Source organism: Azospirillum sp. VT-I1, from assembly GCF_055698305.1.
Map to the genome: position 1 here is coordinate 310,556 of NZ_CP168806.1, position 24,810 is coordinate 335,365.

Annotated in this window: 18 protein-coding genes and 1 pseudogene; 6 read left to right on the top strand and 13 right to left on the bottom strand. The window is 68.9% G+C overall.

Annotated features, from left to right (window positions below; genetic code table 11):
* Positions 1–152 precede the first annotated feature (152 nt).
* A pseudogene (locus AB8P05_RS29950) lies at positions 153–872 on the bottom strand (MurR/RpiR family transcriptional regulator); the annotation flags it as partial.
* A gap of 192 nt (positions 873–1,064) precedes the next feature.
* On the opposite strand from AB8P05_RS29950, the gene AB8P05_RS29955 reads away from it, so the two are divergent.
* Positions 1,065–1,907 carry a fumarylacetoacetate hydrolase family protein gene (locus tag AB8P05_RS29955; RefSeq protein ID WP_472761645.1) on the top strand — a complete coding sequence of 281 codons (843 nt, stop codon included), beginning with the start codon at positions 1,065–1,067 and terminating at the stop codon, positions 1,905–1,907.
* A gap of 55 nt (positions 1,908–1,962) precedes the next feature.
* Here AB8P05_RS29955 and AB8P05_RS29960 read toward each other — a convergent pair whose 3' ends face one another.
* Both AB8P05_RS29960 and hmpA read right to left on the bottom strand, forming a co-directional pair.
* Complete coding sequence (locus AB8P05_RS29960; RefSeq protein WP_472761646.1) at positions 1,963–4,128, bottom strand: methyl-accepting chemotaxis protein; 2,166 nt, start codon at positions 4,126–4,128, stop codon at positions 1,963–1,965.
* 497 nt (positions 4,129–4,625) lie between these two features.
* Positions 4,626–5,801 carry an NO-inducible flavohemoprotein gene (hmpA, locus tag AB8P05_RS29965; RefSeq protein WP_472761647.1) on the bottom strand — a complete coding sequence of 392 codons (1,176 nt, stop codon included), beginning with the start codon at positions 5,799–5,801 and terminating at the stop codon, positions 4,626–4,628.
* A 132-nt stretch (positions 5,802–5,933) separates the two neighbouring features.
* On the opposite strand from hmpA, the gene norR reads away from it, so the two are divergent.
* Both norR and AB8P05_RS29975 read left to right on the top strand, forming a co-directional pair.
* On the top strand, positions 5,934–7,520 hold the full coding sequence (gene norR / locus AB8P05_RS29970; RefSeq protein ID WP_472761648.1) for a nitric oxide reductase transcriptional regulator NorR: 1,587 nt from the start codon (positions 5,934–5,936) through the stop codon (positions 7,518–7,520).
* On the top strand, positions 7,517–7,783 hold the full coding sequence (locus AB8P05_RS29975) for a DUF1488 family protein (RefSeq protein ID WP_472761649.1): 267 nt from the start codon (positions 7,517–7,519) through the stop codon (positions 7,781–7,783). Before norR ends, AB8P05_RS29975 begins: the two co-directional genes overlap by 4 nt.
* On the opposite strand, the gene AB8P05_RS29980 is transcribed toward AB8P05_RS29975, so the two are convergent.
* From AB8P05_RS29980 to AB8P05_RS29990, 3 genes are all read right to left on the bottom strand, one after another.
* The gene (locus AB8P05_RS29980) at positions 7,780–9,063 is read right to left on the bottom strand and encodes a TRAP transporter large permease (RefSeq protein ID WP_455175729.1); all 1,284 of its coding nucleotides are present in this window, start codon (positions 9,061–9,063) and stop codon (positions 7,780–7,782) included. The two genes, AB8P05_RS29975 and AB8P05_RS29980, sit on opposite strands and share 4 nt — an antisense overlap.
* Positions 9,060–9,599, bottom strand: a complete 540-nt coding sequence (locus AB8P05_RS29985; RefSeq protein WP_472761650.1) for a TRAP transporter small permease — start codon at positions 9,597–9,599, stop codon at positions 9,060–9,062. The genes AB8P05_RS29980 and AB8P05_RS29985 overlap by 4 nt, the downstream gene beginning before the upstream one ends.
* Positions 9,600–9,678: 79 nt before the next feature.
* Positions 9,679–11,523, bottom strand: a complete 1,845-nt coding sequence (locus AB8P05_RS29990) for a sensor histidine kinase (RefSeq protein WP_472761651.1) — start codon at positions 11,521–11,523, stop codon at positions 9,679–9,681.
* Between the two features lie 224 nt (positions 11,524–11,747).
* Between AB8P05_RS29990 and AB8P05_RS29995 the strand changes: the two genes are divergently transcribed.
* A complete protein-coding gene (locus AB8P05_RS29995) occupies positions 11,748–13,265 on the top strand; it encodes a sigma-54 interaction domain-containing protein (RefSeq protein ID WP_472761652.1) in 1,518 nt (505 codons plus the stop codon).
* A gap of 16 nt (positions 13,266–13,281) precedes the next feature.
* Here AB8P05_RS29995 and uxuA read toward each other — a convergent pair whose 3' ends face one another.
* From uxuA to AB8P05_RS30030, 7 genes are all read right to left on the bottom strand, one after another.
* Positions 13,282–14,478 (bottom strand): mannonate dehydratase, encoded by a 1,197-nt coding sequence (uxuA, locus tag AB8P05_RS30000; protein WP_472761653.1) that lies wholly within the window; start codon positions 14,476–14,478, stop codon positions 13,282–13,284.
* A 45-nt stretch (positions 14,479–14,523) separates the two neighbouring features.
* Entirely contained in the window at positions 14,524–15,798 is a 1,275-nt protein-coding gene (locus AB8P05_RS30005) for a TRAP transporter large permease (protein ID WP_455175725.1), read from the bottom strand.
* Positions 15,798–16,301, bottom strand: a complete 504-nt coding sequence (locus AB8P05_RS30010; RefSeq protein ID WP_455175724.1) for a TRAP transporter small permease — start codon at positions 16,299–16,301, stop codon at positions 15,798–15,800. The genes AB8P05_RS30005 and AB8P05_RS30010 overlap by 1 nt, the downstream gene beginning before the upstream one ends.
* A gap of 195 nt (positions 16,302–16,496) precedes the next feature.
* Positions 16,497–17,534: a TRAP transporter substrate-binding protein gene (locus tag AB8P05_RS30015; protein WP_472761654.1), complete on the bottom strand. Its 1,038-nt coding sequence runs from the start codon at positions 17,532–17,534 to the stop codon at positions 16,497–16,499.
* A gap of 70 nt (positions 17,535–17,604) precedes the next feature.
* Positions 17,605–18,633, bottom strand: a complete 1,029-nt coding sequence (locus AB8P05_RS30020; protein WP_472761655.1) for a Zn-dependent oxidoreductase — start codon at positions 18,631–18,633, stop codon at positions 17,605–17,607.
* 41 nt (positions 18,634–18,674) lie between these two features.
* Positions 18,675–20,183 carry a mannitol dehydrogenase family protein gene (locus tag AB8P05_RS30025; protein WP_472761656.1) on the bottom strand — a complete coding sequence of 503 codons (1,509 nt, stop codon included), beginning with the start codon at positions 20,181–20,183 and terminating at the stop codon, positions 18,675–18,677.
* A gap of 157 nt (positions 20,184–20,340) precedes the next feature.
* Entirely contained in the window at positions 20,341–21,099 is a 759-nt protein-coding gene (locus AB8P05_RS30030) for a GntR family transcriptional regulator (RefSeq protein ID WP_472761657.1), read from the bottom strand.
* A gap of 354 nt (positions 21,100–21,453) precedes the next feature.
* On the opposite strand from AB8P05_RS30030, the gene ppc reads away from it, so the two are divergent.
* A complete protein-coding gene (ppc, locus tag AB8P05_RS30035; protein WP_472761658.1) occupies positions 21,454–24,225 on the top strand; it encodes a phosphoenolpyruvate carboxylase in 2,772 nt (923 codons plus the stop codon).
* Between the two features lie 286 nt (positions 24,226–24,511).
* Complete coding sequence (locus AB8P05_RS30040; RefSeq protein ID WP_472761659.1) at positions 24,512–24,718, top strand: hypothetical protein; 207 nt, start codon at positions 24,512–24,514, stop codon at positions 24,716–24,718.
* Positions 24,719–24,810: the final 92 nt, after the last annotated feature.

The window sequence follows — 24,810 nt, forward strand, 5'->3', positions numbered from 1 at the left end:
GGCCGGACGGTCCGGCACGCGGTGATGCCCGGCCAGCACCGCCTTGATGCGGGCAAGGCGGCGGTCGAGGCCGGGGGTGCCTGCAGCCCGACGGCGACGGTCAGCGCGTCGATCAGCGCCAGCTGGGCAAGGCGGGAGGCCATCGGGGTGTGGACCGCGGTGTCCTCGTCGACATCGACGGTCAGGCGGATGTCGGCGCGTTCGGCCAGCGGCGTGGCCGAGGCGGTGATGGCGATCACCGTGGCCCCGCCGTCGCGGGCGATGGCGGCGACGTCGAAGATCTCGTCGCTGGTGCCGGTCTTGGAGATCGCCAGCAGGGCGTCGCCGGGGCCGAGCGTTGCCGCCGCCATCGCCTGCAGATGGGCGTCGGTGCTGGCGGTCACCTGCGGCAGCAGGCGGAACAGCTTGTGGTGGGCGTCGAGCGCCACGGTGCCGGACGCGCCGACGCCGACGATCTGCACCCGCTGCGCCCGGGCCATCACGCCGGCCGCGCGTTCCAGCGCGCCGGTGTCCAGCCGGCCGCGCAGGCGGACCAGCGCGTCGATGGAGCGGTTCAGCACCTTTTCGGCCGCACTGGCGACGCTGTCGCCGGGGGACAGGTCGCGCACCAGCGGGGTCGGCCGGTCGCCGGCCTCCTCCCGCGCGGCGGATGCCGCCAGATGCTGGGCAAGCGCGATCTTGAACTCGTGGAAGCCGCCGAAACCGGCGGAGCGGCAGAAGCGCAGCACCGACGGTTCGCTGACCCCCGCCTTGCCCGCGAGCTGGGCCAGGCTGGCGCGCACGGCGGCATGGGGGGCCGCCAGCACGGTGCGCGCCACCGCGGCTTCCGCACGGCGGAGGCTGTCGAGTGAGGATGCGATCGTGTCCAGCATGCGGGTGTCCACCGGCGGCGGTGCGGCGGCCGATCGGGCCGGCCGCGAAGCTGATGTAGTTTTACTACAGATCACGGGGCTTGTCGACCGATCCGTGAAGTAACGCTACATTTTGTTCGTTCACCCTCTTTACTTTCCGCGCCGACCGGTCAGGATCGGCGGGCGCCAAACTCCTATCAGGGAAGAGTTTTCATGAAACTGCTGCGCTACGGCCCGCCGGGCCAGGAAAAGCCGGGACTGCTCGACGCCGACGGCCGCATCCGCGACCTGTCGGCCCATGTGGACGACATCGCCGGTGCGGCGCTGTTGCCGGACGGGCTGGACCGCCTGCGGGCGATCGACCCGGCGACGCTGCCGCTGGTGGAGGGGAATCCGCGCCTCGGTCCCTGCGTCGGGCGTGTAGGCAAGATGGTCTGCATCGGCCTGAACTTCTCCGACCATGCGGCGGAGACGGGCATGGCGGTGCCGCCGGAACCGATCATCTTCATGAAGGCGACCAGCGCCATCGTCGGGCCGAACGATCCCATCGAACTGCCGCGCGGGTCGGAGAAGACCGACTGGGAGGTCGAGCTGGCCTTCGTGATCGGCAAGACCGCCAAATACGTCTCGGAAGACGAGGCGATGGACCATGTCGCCGGCTATTGCATCGTCAACGACGTGTCCGAGCGCGCTTTCCAGATCGAGCGGCAGGGGCAGTGGACCAAGGGCAAGAGCTGCGACAGCTTCGGCCCGACCGGTCCCTGGCTGGTGACGCGCGACGAGGTCGAAGACCCGCAGAATCTCAAGATGTGGCTGGAGGTCAACGGCCACCGCTATCAGGACGGCAGCAGCGCCACCATGGTCTACGGCGTGCGCTATCTTGTGTCCTACCTGTCGCGCTTCATGAGCCTGCAGCCGGGCGACATCGTCTCCACCGGCACCCCGCCGGGCGTCGGCATGGGACAGAAGCCGCAGGTCTTCCTGAAGGCCGGCGACGTGGTGGAACTGGGCATCGAGGGCCTGGGCACCCAGCGCCAGACGGTGGTCCAGGGCTGATTGGCAAATCCGAGCCCCTCTCCCGCAAGGGGAGAGGGGCTTTATCAAATACTGATCACGCCGACCGCACCTGACGCAGGAAGCGGTCGATCTGCTGCTGCAGGTGGCTGGTCTGGGTCGAGACCTCCTGGGCGACCGACAGCACCTCCTGTGCCGACTGGCCGGTCTGGCCGGCGGCGGTGCGGACCTGTCCGATGTTCTGGGAAGCCTGGGCGGTGCCGCCCGCCGCCTGCTGGACGTTGCGGGCGATCTCGGAGGTGGCGGCGCCCTGCTGCTCCACCGCCGCGGCGATGCTCGCGGCGATGTCGTTCAGCCGGCCGATGGTCAGGCCGATGCTGCGGATGGCGTTCACCGCCTCGCCGGTCGCCTGCTGCATGGCGCCGATCTGGCCGGCGATCTGGTCGGTGGCCTTGGCCGTCTGGCTGGCAAGCTGCTTGACCTCCTGCGCCACCACGGCGAAGCCCTTGCCGGCCTCGCCGGCGCGGGCGGCTTCGATGGTCGCGTTGAGAGCCAGCAGGTTGGTCTGGCCGGCGATGTCGGAGATCAGGTCCAGCACGGCGCCGATCCGGCTGGCCGCCTCGTTCAGCTCGCGCATCGTGCCGTCGGTGCGATCTGCCTCGTTGGCGGCCTTGGCGGCGATGGTCGCCGATTCGGTCACCTGACGGGCGATCTCGCTGATCGACTGCGACAGCTCATGGGCGGCGGACGCGGCACCGTCGACGTTGACCGACGCGGTCTCAGCCGCCTCGGCGGCGCTGCCGGCCTGACGGGAGGTGTCGTCGGCGGTCGCCACCATGCCGGCGGCGGTCTGGTGCATCTGGGTCGCGGCGGCGGATACCGTCTCCACCACCACCTTCACGCCATTCTCGAACTGGTCGGCCAGCGACAGCATGGCGTCGCGGCGTTCGCCGGCGGCCCGCTGGCGTTCGGCCTCCGCGGCGGCGCGGGCGGTTTCGACCTCGCGCGCGGTGTCGCGGAAGACGAGCAGCGCCGCCCCCATCTCCGCGATCTCGTCGTGCCCGTCGAGCGCGATCTCGGCATCCAGGTCGCCAGCGGCGATGCGGCCCATCCCGGCCTTCAGCGCCAGCATCCGGCGGATGACGACGCGGCCGATATAGAGCCAGACCACCAGGATCGACACCAGGATGCTGGCCGCCGCGACCGCGATCTGGGTCAGGCGGCTGTTGTCCAGCATGCGGGTGGTGGCGCCGCTGGCTTCGGCGATGCCCTGCTTCTGCGTGTCGACCAGCGTGGCGATCCCCTTGGACAGGGTGCCGGCCAGGGCGTGGTTGCTCTCCAGCAGCTGGGCGAAATAGCCCTCGATCGCAAGTTCCTTCTGGCGCAGCGTGACCATGGACTCGTCGCCGACGGAATAGCCGGTCAGAAGTTCCGCCTGCTTGGAGGCGACTTCGGCCAGACGCGCCGGCAGGGCTTGCGCGGCGGTGCCGAGCCCGGCCAACGACACGCCGACGCGGGTCTCGATGATCGCCAGCCGCTGGTCGTCGCGGGTGCTCGCCGCCTCCATCAGCATGTTGCGGATGTTGGCTGCTTCCGCGGTGGCCGTGGCCAGCGGCTTCTTCTGGGCCATGACGCGGTTCAGGGTGGTTGCAGCCTCGCGCAGGGCATCGGGTGCGGCATCGGGGTCGGCCAGGGTGGAGCGCGCCTGCTCCTCCTCATTGTTCAGGACGGAGGTCCAGGGCGCGACGAACTTCTGGATCTCGGCTTCCGCCGCCATCACCTTGGGCAGCATCGCTTCCCGGGCGGCGGCGAGCGCGACCCGATCCGCCGCCGCCTGATCGAGCTGCACGAGGTTGCCGAGCAGCCCCTTCGAGGAGTCTTCGATGGCGGTCAGCTGGGCGCCGGCGGAACCGATGGCACGCAGCCGGTCGAGGCGCGCGTTGAACTCCACCTTCGCCGCAGCGATCCGGGCGGACACCGCCTCGCGCGCGGCGGCCTGGTCGGCGGAGGTCAGTTCCGGCGCCAGTGCCACCAGCCGTTCGGCCTGCTGCGCCACGCCCATCCCTTCGGTCATCGCCGGCACGGCCTCGCCCACGATGGCATCGATGGTGGTGCGCACGTTGGCATAGCCGATCAGCGCCACGGCTGCGGCCACCAGCGTGCCGGACAGCACGACGCCGATGGCGATCATCAGCTTGCCGCGCAGGCCCGAATACCAGGCATTGCCCTTCGCGGACTTGTTCCGGTGACTATCGTTCGACATCCCGTCATCCCCCTGGCGCTCGCACGCCGGCACAGTCTGGTCTCTCTGCGGTCGGCCGTTCCGGCTCTCGCCGCATTGGTCGTTGCGTTCGCCCCCTTCGCCGGACAGTTGGTGGCGATGTCACAGGAAGGGAACACTTGTAAATAATTTGACAGTTACGCGAATAGGAAAGCGCCAAAATCGCTAAGAAATAAATAAGGAGAATCCACGATCTTTCCGTCTGCCGGGATGGAAGTTGCTGCGGTGCGATGGCGGCTCGTCATGGTCATAGATCGATTGCAGCGAGTGGGCGCAGCGATGGGCCATGCCTGCCGCCTTTCATGGCGCAAGGCCATCGGATAGTCGCGTTATCGTAGTGATATAACAGATTTACTCACAACCGCCGAGCGCGGTCGTGACATCCTCAAGGTGAAGACACGGACGGGCCGGCCCCGGAGTGGAGGGGCCGGCCCGTAAAGTGGAGGCAGAGATCAGGCGACGCCGGTCGGGCGAGGGCTTCAGGCGAGTGCTTCCCGGGGACCGAAGAACTCGTGGACGATGGCCGACTCCGGAAGGCCGAGTGCCGTCAGCGCCTTTACCACCGCGGCCATGAAGGGCTTGGGGCCGACGACATAGGCGGCGACACCCGGTTCCTTCGGCAGCAGGCCGCCCAGCCGGTCCTGATCGAGCAGGCCCACCATATGCGGCCGGTCGCCCGGCTGCGGGTCGGCATAGCAATAGACCGGCTTCAGCGCGTCGTGCAGTTCGGCAAGGCGGTCGATCTGCTCCCGGAAGGCGTGGACCGAACCGTTGAGCGCGGCATGGACGTAGATCACCTTGCGGCCGGCGGCCAGCGCCTGTTCGGCCAGCGGCAGCGCGGGCGTCTGGCCGACGCCGCCGGTGATGAGCAGCAGCGGGCCGTCACCCTTGCGCAGCACGAATTCACCGGCCGGCGGGTAGACGTCGATCTCGTCGCCGATCTGCGCACGGTCGTGCAGGAAGCCGGAGACCACTCCCTGCGGCTCCCGCTTCACCGAGATGCGGTAGTCGCGGCCGTTGGGCGAAGCCGACAGGCTGTAATTGCGGTGGACAGTCTCGCCGCCCACGGTCAGCCGCAGGCCGAGATACTGGCCGGGCTGGAAGTCCATCACCCGGCCGCCATCTACCGGCGCCAGCCGGAAGGAGGTGATGACGGCGCTCTCCGGCGTCTTCTCCGCGATCCGGAAGCGGCGCGCGCCGCGCCAGCCGCCGGTCAGCGCCGCCTTGCGGGCATATTCCTTCTCCTCCGCCGCGATCAGCAGGTCGGCCAGCTGCCAGTAGGCGGCCCCCCAGGCGTCGGCGACCTCCGCCGTCACCGCATCGCCCAGGACCTTGCCGATGGCCTCCATCAGGCAGGTGCCGACGATCTTGTACTGGTCGGGGGTGATGTTCAGCGACACATGCTTCTGCACGATGCCGTCCACCGCCGGACCCAGGACCTCCAGCCGGTCGATGTTGGAGGCATAGGCGATGATGGCGTTCGCCAGGGCTTCCGGCTGGGCGCTGCTGCGCTGGTGGCTCTGGTTGAAGACGGCGCGCACCTCGGGGAAGCGCTCGAACATCAGCGGATAGAAGGTGCCGGTGATCCGGTTGGCGTTGGCGGCGACGACGGGGGCGGTGGCCTTGATGACGGCGATCTGGGCAGGCGTCAGCATGTGGGGAGCAATCCTTTTGCGCGTCACGATGTCGCAATGGGATGGCAAGCCCTGTGCCAAAGCGCCGCAGACCGGATTCCGCGCAGCGCGGGAGGGGTGTTGTCAAAGCGACCGCACCGGCTATGATGTCGGATGGACAACGCAGCGGTCATTCCGACAACAGATTTCCCGCTGGCGCAGGCCGGTGCGCTTCTGCGCAGGCTGGACGATCCCGCGCGCTTGTGGCCGCTGCTGCTGGAACTGATGGCGCGGCACCTGCCCTGCGACGCCTGCGCCCTGCTGCGGCATGACGCCCGTTCGGCGGACGGGCTGCTGGTGCCGCTCGCCACGCGCGGGCTGAGCCCCGACACGCTCGGGCGGCGTTTCGCACTGGACGACCACCCCCGCTTGCGGGCCATCGCCGAAGCGGAAGGCGGGCCGTTGCGGTTCCCTCCCGGCTGCGAGCTTCCCGACCCCTATGACGGGCTGATCCCCGACCTCAAGCAGCGGCTGCATGTCCATGACTGCGTCGGCGCGCCGCTGAGTGTGGACGGCCGTCCGTGGGGCATGCTGACCCTGGATGCGCTGAACGAAGGGCGTTTCGACGGCTGGGAGGAGGCGATCGCCGCCTGGGCGGGACTGGCCGCCGATCTCGCCGCGGCGATGGAGCGGCGCGCGGCACCGGCGGATGACGGCAGCCGGGGGGTCCGGGAACTGGAAGACATGCCGGCGGACCTCGATTCCGGCACGGTCGGCTCCAGCCCGGCGATGGCGGCGCTGCTGACGGAAATCGACACCGTCGCGGCCAGCGACCTCGTCGTTCTGGTGCTGGGGGAGACCGGCGTCGGCAAGGAGCTGGTGGCCCGCCGGCTGCACGCCCGTTCGGCCCGGGTGGGCGGTCCGCTGGTGCATGTGAACTGCGCGGCGCTGCCGGACGCGCTGGTGGAGAGCGAGCTGTTCGGCCATGTGCGCGGTGCCTTTTCCGGGGCGTTGGCCGACCGGCGCGGCAAGTTCGAACTGGCGGACGGCGGCACCCTGTTCCTCGACGAGGTCGGCGAACTGCCGCTGGCGGCGCAGGCGAAGATGCTGCGGGCACTGCAGAACGGCGAGATCCAGCGCGTCGGTTCCGACCGCCACATTACTGTCGATGTGCGGGTGGTCGCCGCCACCAACCGCGATCTGACGGCGGAGGTGCGGGAGGGCCGTTTCCGCGCCGACGTCTATCACCGGCTCAGCGTCTATCCGCTGCGGGTGCCGCCGCTGCGTGACCGCGGGACCGACATCCTGCGGCTGGCCGGCCTGTTCCTGGAGCGCAACCGGGCGCGGCTGGGCCTGCGCAACCTGCGCCTGTCATCGGCGGCGGAGCGGCGCATGCTGGCCTATCCCTGGCCGGGGAATGTGCGGGAACTGGAGCACGCCATCGGCCGCGGCGCCATCCGCGCCCGTGTCGCCCGCCCGCCGGACGGCGGCGTGCTGACCCTGACTCCGGCCGACCTCGGGCTGGAGGAGGCGGGGGAGGGGATTGCTGCGCCGACGGCGGCAATGCAGCGGCCTCATCCGGTGGAGGTGTCGGAACTGCCCGAACTGCCCTTGCGCGACGCGGTGGAGGATCTGGAGCGCCGAATGATCCTTGAGCATCTGGCCCGCCATGCCGGCAACTGGGCGCAGGCGGCGCGGTCGCTCGGGCTCGACCGCAGCAACCTGTTCCGGCTCGCCAAGCGGCTGGGGCTGCGCGAATGACCGCGGAAGGACTGTCCTGGCGGGACGACATCGACGCGCTGGTCTTCCGGCCGGCGGGGCATGGCGGCTGGTGCGCCGTCCACCGGCTTGCCTTCCGCGCCCTGCTCGGCCTGCGGGAGCCGGCGCCGGAGGACTGCCTCGCCCATGCCGCCGCCCATCGCCCGGCATTCGAGGCCGCGGCGGCCGGGAAGATCGCCCGGCGCGGCTACGACGCCGCGGCCAGCCTGCATCTGACCAGCCGCGACATCGCCCGCGCTCTCTAGAACCCCATCTGCCGCGGCATCCACAGCGCCAGATCGGGCCAGACGATCACCGCGACCACCACCAGCAGCAAGGTGACGAGCGGCCACAGCACCCAGCGCACCGTGCTTTCCATGGAACAGCCGGTCATCCGGCAGGCGACCATCAGGTTGACCGCCATCGGCGGGGTGAACTGGCCGACCGCGATCATCAGGGTCAGGATGACGCCGAACCAGGTCAGGTCCCAGTGAAAGGCCTCGGCGATGGGGATCAGCAGCGGCAGCAGGATGATGAAGATCGAGATGCCGTCCAGGAAGGTGCCGACGATGGTCAGCAGCACCACCAACAGCGCCATCACGCCATATTCGCCGAGGCCGGAATGGATGATGGCGTCGGTGATGGGATCGATCACCGACAAGGTGCTGAGCGCCCAGCCGAACACGCTGGCCAGCGCGATCACCGTCAGGATGATGGCGGAGATCTCCGCCGCCTCCACCAGCATGGAATAGAGGTCGCGGAAGCGGATGGTGCGGTAGACCACCATGCCCAGCAGCAGGCCGTAGGCAACCGCGATCACCGCCGCCTCGGTCGGGGTGAAGATGCCGAAGCGCAGGCCGCCCAGGATGATGACCTTGGCGAACAGGCCGAGCGCCGCGTCCCACAGGCTGCGCCAGAAGGGCGGGCGCGGCTCGTGCGACAGCTTTGACCCCAGATTGTACTTCCGCGCCAGCCAATAGACCGGGACGATCAGCGCGAGGCCGGCCAGCGTGCCGGGGATGATGCCGGCGGCGAACATCGAGGTGGTCGGGGCGGCGGGCACCAGCACGCTGTAGATGATGAGCGCCACCGACGGCGGGATCAGGATGTCGGTGGCCGCTGCCGCCGCGATGACGCTGGCGATGTAGGGGCGCGGGTAGCCGGCGCGGATCATGCTGGGCGCCATCACGCCGCAGACCGCCGCGGCGATGGCGGGCCCTGAACCGGAGATGCCGCCCATCATCATCGCCACCACCACGGCGATGACCGCCAGTGCGCCCTTGCCCTGGCCTACGATGGCGGTGGCGAAGCGCACCAGCTTCTGCGCCACACCCGACCGGTCGAAGATGGTGCCGGCCAGCACGAACATCGGGATGGTCAGCAGCGGATACTTGGCGATGCCGGTATAGACGCTGGTGGGCACCGAAATGACGCCGAGATGGGCGAAGGCGATGGCGGCCGTGCCGGCCAGCCCGAGGGCGGCGGCGACCGGCACGCCCAGCACCATCATGGCCAGGAAGGACCCGAAGAGAAGGGTGGTGATCACGGTTCCCCCTCCGGGATATGGCCGGTTTCCAGCGGTTCGGTCCCCTTGTGGATGCGGATCATGCGGCCGACCGTGCGGGCCAGCACCACCAGCGACAGCAGAGGCAGCCAGATCGTGTAGATCCATTGCGGCAGACCCAGCGCCGGCGAGGTCACCTCGAACCGGTAATCGTCCCAGGTCGTCCAGGCGCCGTAGACCACCAGAAGCCCATACATCAGCGCCACGCAGGCCATGGCGAACTGTTCGGCCCGGCGGCGGTTGGCTGGCGACATCTTGTCGACGATGAAGGTGATGCGGATATGTCGGTCCTTCACCACCGCGGCGGAAGCGCCGAGGAAGGTCAGGATCACCATCAGGGCGATCGAGTATTCCTCGGTGAAGGCGAAGGACACGTCGGTCAGGTAGCGCACCACGACATTGGCGAAGGTGATCAGCGCCACCACCGCCATGGTGATGGCGACCAGCACCTCTTCGATGCCCAGGGGGACGCGGGGTTTCGGCACCGGCCGGACGACGGTGGGGTCGTGATCGCTCATATTGCCAGGGTCCAGATGGAGGGAGCGGGATTATTCCCTTCCCCAGGCAATCAATGCAAGAAACGATCTCCCCGGCGGATTACTCCGCCGGCATGCCGGCCATCCCCTCTTCGCAGAGCGCCTCCTGTCCCAGCGGGAGCCGCAGCGTGAAGTCGCTGCCCCCGCCCAGCCGGCTGTCCACCGTCACCGCCCCGCCATGCAGGGCGGCGATGCGGCGGACCATGTTCAGCCCCACGCCGCTTCCCGCCGCCGTCCCGGTGTTGGTGGCACGGAAGAAGCGGTCGAACACCCGATCCACCTCGTCCGCCGGGATGCCGATGCCCTGGTCGGCCACCGACAGCGCCAGATGGGGCTGGCCGCCCGCTCCCTCCTCCAGCCATGCCCGCAGCCGCACCGGCGTGCCGGCGGGGGAGTACTTCAGCGCATTGTTCAGCAGATTGTGGACGCACAGCTCCAGCATCGGACCGTCGCCGGTCATGCCTGCCGGGCAATCCGTCAGGTCGAGTTCAATCCGCCGGCCGGGGGCGGCGTCGCCCTGGGCCGCCGCGGCGCCGCGCAGCAGGGTGGGCAGGTCCAGCCGATCGCGACGCAAGGCGAAGGCCGGGTCGCTCAGCCGGTCGTCGGCCAGACAGGTGTCCAGGATGTTGACCTGCCGGCGCACCGCACGGCGGATCTTCTCCAGCCGCGGCACCATGCCGGGGGCCTTCCCCTCCGCGTCCAGCAGCAGGATCTGGGCGGCGCCGTCAATGATGGCGAGCGGCGTCTTGAACTCGTGCGCGGTCATCGACAGGAAGCCCTTCAGGGCCCGCTTCGCCTCCTGTTCCGCCACCAGCCGCTCTTCCGCCTCCAGCCGGGCGAGGTCGAGGCGGCGGACGGTGTCCTCCAGCCGCACCTCCGCCCGGCGGCGGTGGGTGACGTCGCGCAGCATCAGCAGGCAGCCGACCTCGCGCGATCCCGCCCGTCCGCCGCCGCGGTTGCCGGAGGTCAGCGGCACCCGCGTCGCCTCGAAGCTGCGCAGGCCAGCATCGCACTCCAACTCCAGCGCGACCGGAGCCGCGGAGCAGCCGCCGGCCGACAGGACGGACAGGCCGGGAAGCTCGGCAAGCCGGCGGCCGAGCGGCTGGCGGTCGCGCACCAGCGCCCGGGCGGCCGGGTTGGCCTCCACCACCGTGCCGTCGGCGTCCAGCACCAGCACCGGGTCCGGCACCGCGTCCAGCAGGGCGTCGCGGGCGACCGGCAGCAGGTCGAACAGGCGCCGCCGGGTGATCAGCCAATAGAAGACCGCCCCCATCAGAAGGAAGCTGAAGGGGGTCGGGTCCAGGTCGAACAGGGTCAGGTTGCCGGTGACATAGCCGACATTCGCCACCCAAGGCACCGCCATCGCCACCAGGAATCCCAGGTAATGGGTGCGGTAGGCCGGCGTCGCCCGGTGGACGCCGTTGGCGGTGACGACGATGCTCATCACCATGAAGGCGTAGAGATAGATGGTGACGACGAAGAACAGCAGCCCGTGGCCGTAGACCAGCGCCGCCCCCGGCGCGTCGCTGACGGGATGGACCTCGGTGTACATCAGCCGGTGGCTGTCGTTGGTCAGCGCCGCCGCCCAGGTCGCCGTCCCCACCACGGCCGGCACCAGCCGCCAGCGGGCCGCCACCTCCTCCCGCGTGTAGGACCATAGGAACAGCGCCCAGAAGCTCGGCGCGCCGACAATGCCGAGCCAGGCCATCTCCGCCCAGAACAGCTTGTCGGCCGGTGCCGGGACGATGGTTTCGATGGCGGCGGCGGTCGCCCACCAGGAGGCCGACAGCTGCATCGCCACGAAGTTGAACCGGCCGGGGAAGGGCGGCAGGGCCCAGCTGCGCCACGCCGTCCAAAGCGTCGCCAGCACCGCGGCCAGCAGGAGGATGGCGGGCAGGCTCAGCATGGCGGGACGGGCGGCAGGGACAAGACGGCTCCGGTGGACAGGGGCTGCCGGTCCGGGACGGATCCGGGCCATCGGCGCGGGCGCAGCATGGACCGGCCCGCCGCAACTCCGCAAGGGGGTGCGGCACCAAGGTCGGGGAAGGCCCGCGGCCCGTTCCACCATTGCGGATTCCGAGCGCGGTCCCGATAACACGGGGGACGGACGGGTACGGAGGAGCGGCCGGGGTGACGCAAGGAACGGATAGCAGCCGGCTTTCGGACGATGGACTGGAGGCGCGCGCCCTCGATGGAGACGCCATCGAAGGCAACGCCGCCCTGCTGCGCAGCCGCGCCATCCCGTCGTTGTTCGAGGCGCTGGAAACCCAGTCCGAAGGCACGGTGGCGGTCGACCGCGACGCGCGGGTGGTTTGGATCAACGCCAAATACGCCCGCATGCTGGGCATCGCCGACCCCGCCGAGGCCATCGGCCGCGAGGTGGAAGAGATCATCCCCCATTCGCAGATGCGGCAAGTGTTGGCGACCGGCCAGCCGATCCTGCTGGACCTGATGCTGTTCGGGACCCAGCGGCTGGTGGTGACGCGCTTCCCGCTGACCGACGACCGCGGCGCGATCATCGGCGCCGTGGGCTTCGTCCTCTATGACAGCCTGCACCGGCTGAAGCCCCTGCTGGCCGAGCTGTCCCGGCTGGAGGCGGAGCTGGCGGCGACCAAGCGCCGGCTCGACGAGGGGCGGCAGCCGCGCTACACGCTGCAAAGCTATGTCGGCGACAGCCCGGTCTGCCTGGAGGTCAAGCGCAAGGCCCGCCTCGCCGCCCGCACCGACGCGCCGATCCTGCTGCTGGGCGAGACCGGCACCGGCAAGGAACTGATCGCCCAGGCCATCCACGGCCTGTCGGCCCGTAGCGGCCGGTCCTTCGTCGGCGTCAATGTGGCGGCGATTCCGGAGACGCTGCTGGAAGCGGAGTTCTTCGGCGCGGTGCCCGGCGCCTATACCGGTCTGGACCGCCGGGGGCGGGAAGGCCGTTTCAAGACCGCCGACGGCGGCACCCTGTTCCTGGACGAGATCGGCGACATGCCGCTCGGCCTGCAGGCCAAGCTGCTGCGGGCATTGCAGGAGCAGGAGATCGAACCGCTCGGCTCCGACCGGCCGGTGAAGGTGGATGTGCGGGTGATCGCGGCGACGAACGTCGATCTGGAGCAGCGGATCCGTGACGGCCGTTTCCGCTCCGACCTCTATTACCGGCTGAACGTGCTGCCGATCCGCCTGCCGGCCCTGGCGGAGATGGGCGGCGGGCTGGAGGCCATCGCCGAATCGATCCTGCAGGAGATCGCCGCCCGCACCGGGCTCCCCTTGCGCGGCCTGACCCCGGAGGCGGTGGAGGCGCTGGGCCGCCACCGCTGGCCGGGCAACGTGCGCGAGCTGCGCAACGTTCTGGAACGCGCCTGTCTGCTGACCGACAACCGCCGCCTGACCGCCGCGGACCTTGCGGAGGCGTTGCCGGATCTGGGCGACGCGGAACCGGCGGAGACGCCGCGTCCGCTGCCGGCGCAGGGGCCTGTCCACGCGGAACCACAGTCCTTGCCGGGCTATGACGCGGCCTTCGACGAGTTCGAGCGCGGACTGCTCGGCCGCGCGCTTGCCGCCAATGGCGGCAAGGCGACGGAAGCGGCACGGGCGCTCGGCATCTCCCGCGCCGCCTTCTACAAGAAGCTCGCCCGTTTGGGGATGCGCGCCGGCGCGTAAGCCCGGCGCGCGCCCATCACACCGGCAGCTGCTTCATCGCCGCGACGGCGGTCATCACGCCGCGGATTTCGGCCAGACCGCGCAGGCGGCCGATCATCGGGTAGCCGGGGTGGGTCGGCTTGCCGATGTCGTCCAACAGCTCGTGGCCGTGGTCGGGGCGGAAGGGCAGGCGCCAGTTGTCGTTGCCGGCGTCCTGGCGGCGCTTCTGCTCCTCCAGCAGGGTGGTGACGACCGACACCATGTCGACGTCGCCGCCGAGATGGTCGGCCTCCTCGAAGGACCCGTCCTGTTCCTTGGCGACGTTGCGCAGGTGGACGAAGTGGATGTCCTCGACGAAGCGCTTGGCCATCGCCGGCACGTCGTTGGTCTGGCCGGCGCCGAGCGAGCCGGTGCAGAAGGTCAGGCCGTTGTTGGGCGACTTCACCGCGTTGATGAGATAGGCGAGGTCGTCCTCGGTGCTGACGATGCGCGGCAGGCCGAACAGCGGGCGGGGCGGGTCGTCGGGGTGGATCGCCATGCGGATGCCGACCTCTTCCGCCGTCGGGATCACCTCGCGCAGGAAGCGGGCCAGCGTCTCGCGCAGGCCATCGGCGGTCATGCCGTTGAAGCGCGCGATCATCTTGCGCAGGCCGGGGATGTCGTAGCGGTCGTAGGCACCCGGCAGGCCGGCCATGATGTTGGTCAGCAGCTTCGCCCGGTCGCTTTCCGACGAGCGGTCGAACCACTCCTTGGCTTTGGCGAGGACCTCCGGCGCATGGTCCTCCTCCGCACCCGGACGTTCCAGCATGTAGACGTCGAAGGCGGCATGCTCATGGGCGTTGAAGCGCAGCGAGGTGCCGCCGCCCGGCAGCGCGGCGGCCAGCTCCGTCCGCGTCCAGTCCAGGACCGGCATGAAGTTATAGCAGATGGTGGTCACGCCGCAGGCGGCGAGGTTGCGCATCGACTGGCGGTAGTTGTCGAACAGCTCCGTCAGGTCGCCTTCGCCGATCTTGATCGCCTCATGCACCGGCAGGCTTTCGGTGACGGTCCAGCTGAGGCCGAGTTCCTCGTCGGACTCGATCATCGCCTTGCGTTTCTGGATCTCCTCGACCGACCAGACGACGCCATAGGGGATGTGGTGCAGCGCGGTGACCACACCGGAGGCGCCGGCTTGGCGGATGTGGTTCAGCTTGATCGCGTCTTCGGGACCGAACCAGCGCCAGGATTGTTCCATGGCTGCGAACTCCTTGGAAAGAGAGGGGCTTTGGAAGTTGGAAAATCAGCGGAAAAGCAGGCTGGGCAGCCAGAGCGACAGCGCCGGCACATAGGAGACCAGGAACAGGATCAGGATGTTGCAGAGCAGGAAGGGCCAGATCGCCTTGGTGATCGCTCCCAGCGAGATCTTCGCGATGTTGGCCGCGACGAACAGGCAGACGCCGACCGGCGGGGTGGTCAGGCCGATCATCAGGTTCAGCACGGCGAAGGTGGCGAAATGGATCGGGTCGATGCCGACCTGGGTCGCCACCGCAAGCAGCGGCGGGAACAGGATGATCAGCGCCGCGATCGTCTCCATGAATGTGCCGACGATCAGCAGCAGGATGTTGATCATCAGGATGATGAGGTATTTGTTGGTGGTCAGCGCCAGCATGGAGGCGGCGATGGCCTGCGGGATCTGCTCGCTGGTCAGGATCCAGCCGAAGACGTTGGCGAGGCCGACCAGCAGGATCAGACCGCCCGAACCGATGGCGCTCTCCAGCAGGATCGCCGGCAGCTGGCGCAGGGTGAAGCCCTTGTAGACGAACAGCCCGATGACGAAGGCGTAGAGCGCCGCGACGATCGACGCCTCGGTCGGGGTGAAATAGCCGCCGACGATGCCGAACAGGATGATCGCCGTCATCAGCAGCGCCCAGAAGGCGCCGCGGCTGGCGCGCAGCAGGGCGCCGAAACCCTGCCAGGGCTCCTTCGGGTAGTTGCGGACGCGGGCCAGGATCCAGACCGTCAGCATCATGCCGAGACCCAGCAGCACGCCCGGAACGGCGCCGGCCATGAACATCTTGCCGACCGACAGGCCGGTCAGGGTGCCGACGATGATCATCGGCACGCTGGGCGGGATGATCGGACCGACGGTGGAGGCGGCGGCGGTCACCGCGGCGGCGAAGGGGGCGTCGTAGCCGGACTTGCGCATCGCCGGGATCATCACCGCGCCGATGGAGGCGGTCTCCGCCACGGCGGTGCCGGAGATGCCGGCGAACACCATCGAACCCGTGACGTTGGCAAGGCCGAGGCCGCCGCGGATGTGGCCGACCAGCCGGTTGCTGAACAGCACGATCTGGTCGGTGATGCCGCCGCCGTTCATCAGGTTGCCGGCCAGTACGAAGCCGGGGATGCAGAGCAGGACGAAGCTGTCCATGCCCGCATACATGAACTGCGGAACCACCGCGAGATCGATGTCGCTGCCGACCAGATAGACCGCCGAGGCCCCGCCCAGCGCGATGCCGACCGGCGCGCCCAGGATCAGCAGGACGGCGAAGGTGAGGAACAGTGCGGTGACCATCAGATGGTTTCCCCATGGCTGGGCGGTGCTGAATCGCGTCCTAACCCGGCGAGGCGGGCGATGGAGAAGAAGGCGAGCGAGACCGGGATGATCAGCGTCACCACATAGACCCAGATCATCGGGACGTTGATGGAGCGCGCACGCTCACCCACGCTGCCGACGACATAGTCCCAGGCGCCCGGGATGATGGCGACGGCGAACACCAGGATCGCCACGTCGACCAGCCGGGCGACCGCCCATTGCGCCGGCTTGGGCAGCAGCAGGATGAACATGTCCACATTCACCAGCTCGCCGCGCAGCAGCGCCAGCCCGCAGGAGAAGGCGACGAGATGGACCAGCGCGAAGCGGGCCACCTCCTCCGTCCAGGGCGGCGAGGGGAAGCCGGGCACGCGGCCCAGCACCTGGATTGTCACGACGATGATGAGAACGCCGATGGCCGCCAGGGTACCCCAACGGCAAAGGGCGGAGACGGCCGACACCGCGGCGGCAAAGGCTGTGCGCATGGACATGGCTCTTGCGGTTGGGGGGTGGGGAAAACACCCTCTCCCGCCCCGGGAGAGGGGAGGGACCCGCCGCGAAGCGGTGGGAGGGGTGAGGGTGAACCAAGGATAGGAAATCCATGTCCCGATTGCCCCTCACCCTCCCCACTTCGTGGGTCCCCTCCCTCTCCCGGGACGGGAGAGGGCCTTAACCTCCCCTCACTTCACCGCGAGGATTTCGTCGTAGATCGGCTTGATCTCCGGCGACAGGGCGGCGATGACGGCGGCGCGGCCCTTCTCGGCGAAGGCGGCCTTGTCGACCGTGACGAACTCCATGCCCTTGGCCTTCAGGTCGGCGGCCAGCTTGGTCTCGTCCTCAATGAACAGCTTGCGCTCGGCGGCCTGCGCGGCCTTGGCGGCTTCCATGATGGCGGTGCGCTGCTCGGCCGGCAGGCGGCCCATCTTCTTCGAGCCGCCGACCAGATAGATCCAGCTGATGACGTGCTCCGTCTGGTTCACGTATTTCTGGACCTCGTAGAAGCTGGCCGACTTGATCAGGGCCAGCGGGTTCTCCTGCGCCTCGATGGTGTCGTTCTGCAGGCCGGTGAAGACCTCCGAGAAGGCCATCGGCGTCGGCTTGGCACCCAGCCCCTGCCAGAAGGACACGAACAGCGGCACGTTCGGCACGCGCATCTTCAGGCCGTTCAGATCGTCCGGCGACTTGATCGGGCGCTTGCTGGTCAGGTTGCGCGGACCACGGGCGAAGTAGGTCAGCGGGACCAGCTGGGTCTTCTGCTCGATGGATTCGGCGATCTTGCGGCCCGGCTCGCCGGTGACGACCTTGTCCAGGTGGTCGAGGTCTCGGATGCCGTAGGGGACCGCCAGCAATGCCGCGGCCGGCGCCCAGTTCTGCAGGGATTCACCGGTGATGGTGAAGTCGATGGTGCCGAGCTGGATGCCCTTGATCAGGTCGGTTTCCTTGCCGAGCTGCTCGTTGGGGAACACCTTGACCTCGACCGCGCCGTTGGTGCGCTTGGCCACTTCCTCGGCGAAGACCAGCGATGCCTTGTGCCAGACATTCTCCTCGTTGGCGAGGTGGCCCAGCTTCAGCGTCGTCTTGGCCTGGGCGCGGACGATGGCGGGTGCGGCGATGCCGCCCAGCAGCGTCGCACCGGCGGCGATGCCGGCGCCGAGGCCGATGCTCTTGGCCAGCGTGCGGCGGGAAATTGGGCGGGAGATCGGGGTCTTGCTGTTCATCCTGGTGTTCCTCCGTTTTGAGCGGATCCGGTCCGCCATTGTTTGCTGATGGATGTCCTTCGGCGGTCGATCAGCTTTCGAAGTCGAGCTGAACCTTGATCGTGCTGGACGGGTCGGTCTCGATCAGGGAGAAGGCGCTCGCCGCGTCGGCGATCGGGAAGACCTGGGTGATCATCGCCGCCGGCTGCAGCTTGCCGCTCTCCAGCCACTCGATGACCTGCGGCAGCAGGCGGCGGTTCAGGCGGGAGCCGACCAGCGTCAGCTCCTTCTTCACGATCTCCTGCTGGCTGATGTTGCAGGGGCCGGGCGAGAAGCCCAGCAGGCCGATGCGCGCGGCCGGGCTGGCAAGGCGGCAGGCCTCCTCCAGCAGGGCCGGCACGCCGGCGCCGTCGATCACCACCGTGGGGCCGAGCCCGTCATTCTCATCGCGCACCGCATCCGGCACCGACACGCGCGAGGAGTTGAGGACGACGTCGGCGCCGAACTCCTTCGCGCGCTCCAGCCGCTTGTCGTCCAGGTCGGCGACGATGCAGCGCGCCCCATGCAGCTTGGCGACCTGCACCACCGTCAGCCCGACCGTGCCGGCGCCATAGACCAGCAGCGTGTCGTCGGCGCCGATGCCCGTGCGCGACAGCACGTTGGCGGCGATGGACAGCGGCTCAGCCAGCGCGGCAATCGAAATCGGCAAGTCGGAGCGCACCTTCACCGCGTTGGCCGCCGGCACCGTCACATGGTTGCGGAAGCCGCCATCGCGGTGGACGCCGAACACCTCCAGATTGGCGCAGACATTGGTCCGCCCGGCCCGGCAGGCATAGCAGCGGCCGCAGGACACCACCGGATCGACCACCACATGGTCGCCCACGGCGACGTTGGTCACGCCGTCGCCGACCGCCTCGACCGTTCCGGCGAACTCGTGCCCGATCACGCGGGGATAGACCGCGAAGGGGTTGGAGCCGTGGTAGATGTGCAGGTCCGATCCGCAGATGCCGGCGCGCTGGACGCGGACCAGTACCTCGCCGGCCTTGACCGGCCCGGCGGACGGGGCGTTTTCGGGGCGAAGGGCCAGGACATGCGGCTTTTCGACGGTCAGGGCAACCACGGGAACACTCCCTGGAATAAGGTGATGCTTGGAAAGCGGGGTCAGGCGGTGGCGGCGACCACGGCGCGCGCGCCCTCGGCGAACAGGCGCCTGAGCGCGGCGGTGACCGGTCCGGTGAAGCGCGGGTCGCGCGGCAGGTCCTCGCCGAACACCGCGGTCAGGCCGAACAGTGCCCCGGCCAGCCGGTCGGGGTCGCCGGCGGCGGATGCCGCGATCTCCGCCAGCCTGGATGCCAGCGGATCGCGCACGTCGATGGGCTGGCCCTTCTCGTCGATGCCGGCGACGTAGCGCATCCAGGCGGCGACGGCCAAAGCCATCCGGTCGATGGGCTGATCGGCGGCAAGGCGCTCGCGGATCGGGTTCAGCAGGCGCTGCGGCAGCTTTTGCGTGCCGTCCATGGCGATCTGCCAGGTGCGGTGGCGCAGCGCCGGATTGCGGAAGCGGGCGATCAGCGCGTCCTTGTAATGCTCCAGATCCGCGCCCCCCTGTTCCTTGGGCGGCATATGCAGCGTCGGGCCGGTCTCAAGGTCCATCAGGTTGCGGACCAGCGTGGCGAAGGCCGGATCGGCCATGGTGTCCGACACCGTCTCGTAGCCCGCCAGATAGCCCAGATAGGCGATGGTGGAGTGGCTGCCGTTCAGCAGCCGCAGCTTCATCGTCTCGTAGGGATGGACGTCGGCGACCAGCTCCACCCCCACCTCCTCCCAGGCCGGACGGCCGGCGGGGAAACGGTCCTCCACCACCCATTGGGTGAAGGGCTCCGTCACCACCGGCCAGGCATCCTGCAGGCCGAGCGCCTCGGACACGCGGGCGCGGTCAGCCTCGGTGGTGGCGGGGACGATGCGGTCGACCATGCTGCTCGGGCAGGAGACCGTCGCGCCGACCCAGGCGCCGAAGTCCGGATCGCGCAGCTCGGCGAAGCGGCGCAGGATGCGCGCCACCGTCTCGCCGTTGCTCGGCAGGTTGTCGCAGCTCAGCACGGTGAAGGGCACCACCCCGGCGGCGCGGCGGCGGGCCAGCGCCTCGGCGATGAAGCCGATGGCGGTGCGCGGGCTGCCGGGATTGTCCAGGTCGTGGCGGATGTCGGGGTGGTCCTCGTTCAGCGCACCGGTCGCCGGATCGTGGCAATAGCCCTTCTCCGTCACAGTCAGGGTGACGATGCGCACCGACGGGCGGGTCATCCGCTCCAGCACCGCCTGCGGATCCTCATGCGCCACCAGCAGTTCCAGCAGGCAGCCGATCACCCGCAGCCGTTCCCCCGCCGCATCGCGCACCGCGACGGTGTAGAGCCCGTCCTGCGGTTGCAGCGCGTCGCGGGTGTCGGGGCTGCGCAGGCTGACGCCGGCAATGCCCCAGGCGCCGAACCGCTTCTCCAGCAGGGCATCGGTGTAGGCGGCCTGATGGGCGCGCTGGAAGGCGCCGACGCCGAGATGGACGATCCCCAGATCCAGCGCCTTGCGGTCGTAGGCCGGCCGCTCCACCGCCGCCGGCAGGTTCGACAAGCCGGCGGCGCCGAGGCGGGGGAGGGTGGAGGATGCAAGGGATTGCATGTGAAACGGTTTCCTTCCCGGCGGAGCATTGGCGCGAGGCGTTGGCTCGCATTCTTGTATGGTAGTATGTCAAAGAGCGCGGGCGAGGGCAACCCGGATTGTTCCGCAGCGGGATGATTAGGCGCCCTGATAAGGAGACAGGCCGATGCTGCGCCGATCAGCGCAGTCCGGCAACCCTCGAACGGCCGGAGGAGCGCGAGGAGGACTTGGGAGCCGGCGGCACGGCGCCGTCCTCCAGGGTGAACAGGTCGGGGAACTTCCCCTCCAGTTCCGGCAGCGACGTCAGGATCTCGCGCAGATGCAAGCCCATCGCCGCCTCGGCCTTGGCGGGGTCGCGGGCGACGATCGCCTCCACCACCGCCTGATGCTGGGAGATCAGCCGGCGGATCGGCGTGGCGTAGGGCACGCTGAGATAGCGGACGCGGTCCATCTGGGCCTTCGTCTCCTCCACGATGCGCCAGGCGTAATCGCACTCCGCCCCGATGGCGATGGTGCGGTGGAAGGCTTCGTCCAGTTCCAGGAAGCGCACCGGCACCGGTTCGTCGGCGATGTCCCACTGGGCCTTCAGGTTGTCGCGCAGTTCGGCGAGGCCGGCCGGGGTGATGGTCTCGCACGCCTTGCGCACCACCGCGGTCTCCACCGCCTCGCGGACGAAGCGGGCGTCGAGCACCTGCTTGACCGAGATCTTGACGACGAAGGTGCCGCGCTGCGGCCGGATGGTCAGCAGGCCGGACTCGCTCAGCTTGATGAAGGCCTCGCGCACCGGCTGGCGGCTGACGCCGAGCTGGTCGGCGATCTCCTGCTCGGAAAGCGCTTGACCTGGGCGGAACTGCATCGTCACGATGGCCTGGCGCAGCACCCGGTACACGCGCCGCGCGATCGGCTCCCCGGAGTCCACGTCGATCTTGTTAAGCATCGCTTCGCCATCCTGTCAGGCCGCCCGTTCCCCCGCCGGCTTCGTCATACGGAGCATGGGCAGGGGGAAACAATCAGTGAAGCATACTACCATACTAGTTGGGAAGCAAGCCCCGCGGTGCAGGGCGCCCTTATGCGACGTCGCATTTCACAGCGCTGCGACTTATGGAAATCATTTCGCACCAGCACACGGACGGTTGAAACTTCCTGCGGAATCGGCATGCTGTCGCCGATGGTCTGACCACTTCGCGTGCAGGGGCATGCTCCTGCACGGAAATTGACCATCCCCGTTCAAGCATCCAGTGCCCGCGCATCGACCCGTATCCGTCCATCCTCGACCAGGAAACCGTCGCCCATGTCCGCCATCCTGCTGCAGGAAAGTTCCGAGACGAAGGACCAGCCGCTCCGCGAAGACATCCGCCTGCTGGGGCGCATCCTGGGCGACACCGTCCGCAGCCAGGAAGGGGAGGCGGTCTTCGACATCGTCGAGCGCATCCGCCAGACCTCCATCCGCTTCCACCGCGAGGAGGACCAGGGCGCCCGCAAGGAGCTGGAAGCCATCCTGAACAGCCTGTCGCCGCCGCAGACGGCGCGGGTGGTGCGGGCCTACAGCTTCTTCTCGCACCTCGCCAACATCGCCGAGGACCAGCACCACATCCGCCGCACCCGCGCCCATGCGCTCGCCGGGTCGGCGCCGCGCGACGGCACCATGGCCCATGCGCTGGACGAGGCGACCAAGGCCGGCATCACCACCCAGCAGCTGAAGGAGTTCTTCGACGGCGCGCTGGTCAGCCCGGTGCTGACCGCCCACCCGACCGAGGTGCAGCGCAAGAGCATCCTGACCGTGCAGATGGCGGTCGCCAAGCTGCTGGCGGAGCGTGACCACGGCCCGATGACGCCGGAGGAGGAGGAGACCAACCTCGAATCCCTCCAGCGCGCCGTGCTGACGCTGTGGCAGACCGCGATCCTGCGCGCCACCAAGCTGGCGGTGACGGACGAGGTGGCGAACGGCCTGACCTTCTACGACTACACCTTCCTGCGCGAGATGCCGCGCTTCTACGCTCAACTGGAGGACCATCTGCGGCGGATGGACCCGTCCTGGGCGACGACGGAGCTGCCGTCCTTCCTGCGCATGGGCAGCTGGATCGGCGGCGACCGCGACGGCAACCCCTTCGTCACCGCCCCCGTGCTGCGCCAGGCGATGCGGATGCAGAGCACCCGCGCCCTGCAATTCTACCTGGACGAACTGCACGCGCTGGGCGCCGAACTGTCGCTGAGCACCCGCGTCATCGACGTGTCGGAGCCGCTGCGCCAGCTGGCCGAACGCTCTCCTGACCCGTCGCCGCACCGCAAGCTGGAGCCGTACCGCCGCGCCATTTCCGGCATCTATGCCCGGCTGGCCGCGACGATGCGGACGCTGGACGGGCTGGAGGCGCCGCGCCACGCCGTGGGCGACGCGCCGGCCTACGAGACCCCGGCCGAGTTCCGCGCCGACCTGGACATCATCGACCGCTCGCTGACCGTCAACGGCTCGGCCGCACTCGCCAAGGGCCGGCTGCGCCACCTGCGCCGCGCGGTCGACCTGTTCGGCTTCCATCTGGCCAGCATCGACCTGCGCCAGAACTCCGACGTGCATGAACGCACCGTGGCGGAGCTGCTGTCCTTCGCCGACGCCGGCATCGACTACAAGGCGATGTCGGAGGACGAGCGGATCGAACTGCTGGTCCGCGAGCTGGAGACCAACCGCCCGCTCGCCTCGCGCTATGCCGATTATTCGGAAGAAGCCGCGTCGGAACTGGACATCCTGCGCACCGCCGCCGACGCCCGCGCCCGCTTCGGGTCGGATGCGGTGGTGAACTGCGTCATCTCCAAGACCGACGGCGTGTCGGACATCCTGGAGGTCGCCGTCCTGCTGAAGGAAGCCGGGCTGCTGCGGCCGAAGGACAAGGCGCTGGACCTGAACATCGCCCCGCTGTTCGAGACCATCGGCGACCTGCGCAACTGCGCCGCCACCATGGACCGGCTGCTGTCGATCCCGACATACCGGCGCTTCCTGGAAAGCCGCGGCAACCTGCAGGAGGTGATGCTCGGCTATTCGGACAGCAACAAGGACGGCGGCTTCCTCACCTCCGGCTGGGAGCTGTACAAGGCCGAGATCGCGCTGGTCGAGGTGTTCGCCAAGCATGGCGTGCGGCTGCGGCTGTTCCACGGCCGCGGCGGCTCGGTCGGCCGCGGTGGCGGACCCAGCTATCAGGCGATCCTGGCCCAGCCGGCCGGCGCCGTGCAGGGCGCCATCCGCATCACCGAACAGGGCGAGGTCATCGCCGGGAAGTACTCCAACCCGGAAGTCGGCCGCCGCAACCTGGAAACGCTGGCGGCGGCGACGCTGGAAGCCACGCTGCTGCACCCGGAATCGGCCGCTCCCTGCACCGACCTGTTCCTCCAGACCATGGAAGAGCTGTCGGAGCATGCCTTCAAGGCCTATCGCGGGCTGGTCTACGAGACCGAGGGCTTCGAGAAGTATTTCTGGGAATCGACGGTGATTGGCGAGATCGCCAACCTCAACATCGGCAGCCGTCCGGCCTCGCGCAAGAAGTCGACCAGCATCGAGGATCTGCGCGCCATTCCCTGGGTGTTCAGCTGGGCGCAGTGCCGCCTGATGCTGCCGGGCTGGTACGGTTTCGGATCGGCGGTGAAGGCCTATCTGGCCCAGCATCCCGACGGCATGGAGCGGCTGCGCGCCATGCACCGCGACTGGGGCTTCTTCAGCACGCTGCTGTCCAACATGGACATGGTGCTGTCCAAGTCGAACCTCGCCATCGCGTCGCGCTATGCCGGGCTGGTGTCGGATCCGGAGCTTCGCGACGCCATCTTCTCCCGCATCCGGGCGGAGTGGCAGGACAGCATCGACGCCCTGCTGGCGATCACCGAGCAGACGGCCCTGCTGGAGAAGAACCCGCTGCTGGCGCGGTCGATCCGCAACCGCTTCCCCTATCTGGACCCGCTCAACCACGTCCAGGTCGAGCTGCTGAAGCGCCACCGCACCAGCGACAGCGGCGAGCAGATCGCCCGTGGCATCCATCTGACCATCAACGGCATCGCCGCCGGATTGCGCAACAGCGGCTGATCCGCCGGCATCCTCCCGCCGGCACCACCCGTTGGCCGTGCATTTCAACAGAGCCCCTCCTCCCCGCGGAAGAGGGGCTCTCTTCGTTTGTGAGCAGTCGCAAAATCACTTCGGGCACCCATCTTGTCCTGTTCTTGTGCAGTGCCGTCCAAGTCTTCGCCGCTGCAAAATGACGCAGGCGATTTCGAATGGCTGGGCCGCAAAAAGTCATGACGTCTTGCCAAAATCAGAATTGAAGGCAGACGAATAGTTTGATAGCTGTCGCCACCTCACCAGGAGGATTGGTATGACCACTCAGTCGCAACAGCAGCAGATGGCCCAGCCGGACGAGGTTCGGGCGCAAGGGACGGCCCGCGCCGCCGGAATCCAGCCGGGCGCCACCGCCGCCGGCGAACAGGAAGAGCGTCTTGTCTGGGGCGGTGCCTGCGGCGCCGGTGCCGGGGCGGCCATCCTGTGGCAGCCGGTCACCGTCCAGGGAAGCAATCGGCGGTGACCGCCCGCGGGTCGGTCGAGATCCCGGCTCCACCCCGCCGCCGCGCCTTGCGCGGGACGGGGTGGAGCCGGCCGGTTTCCCGCCCTCCCGGT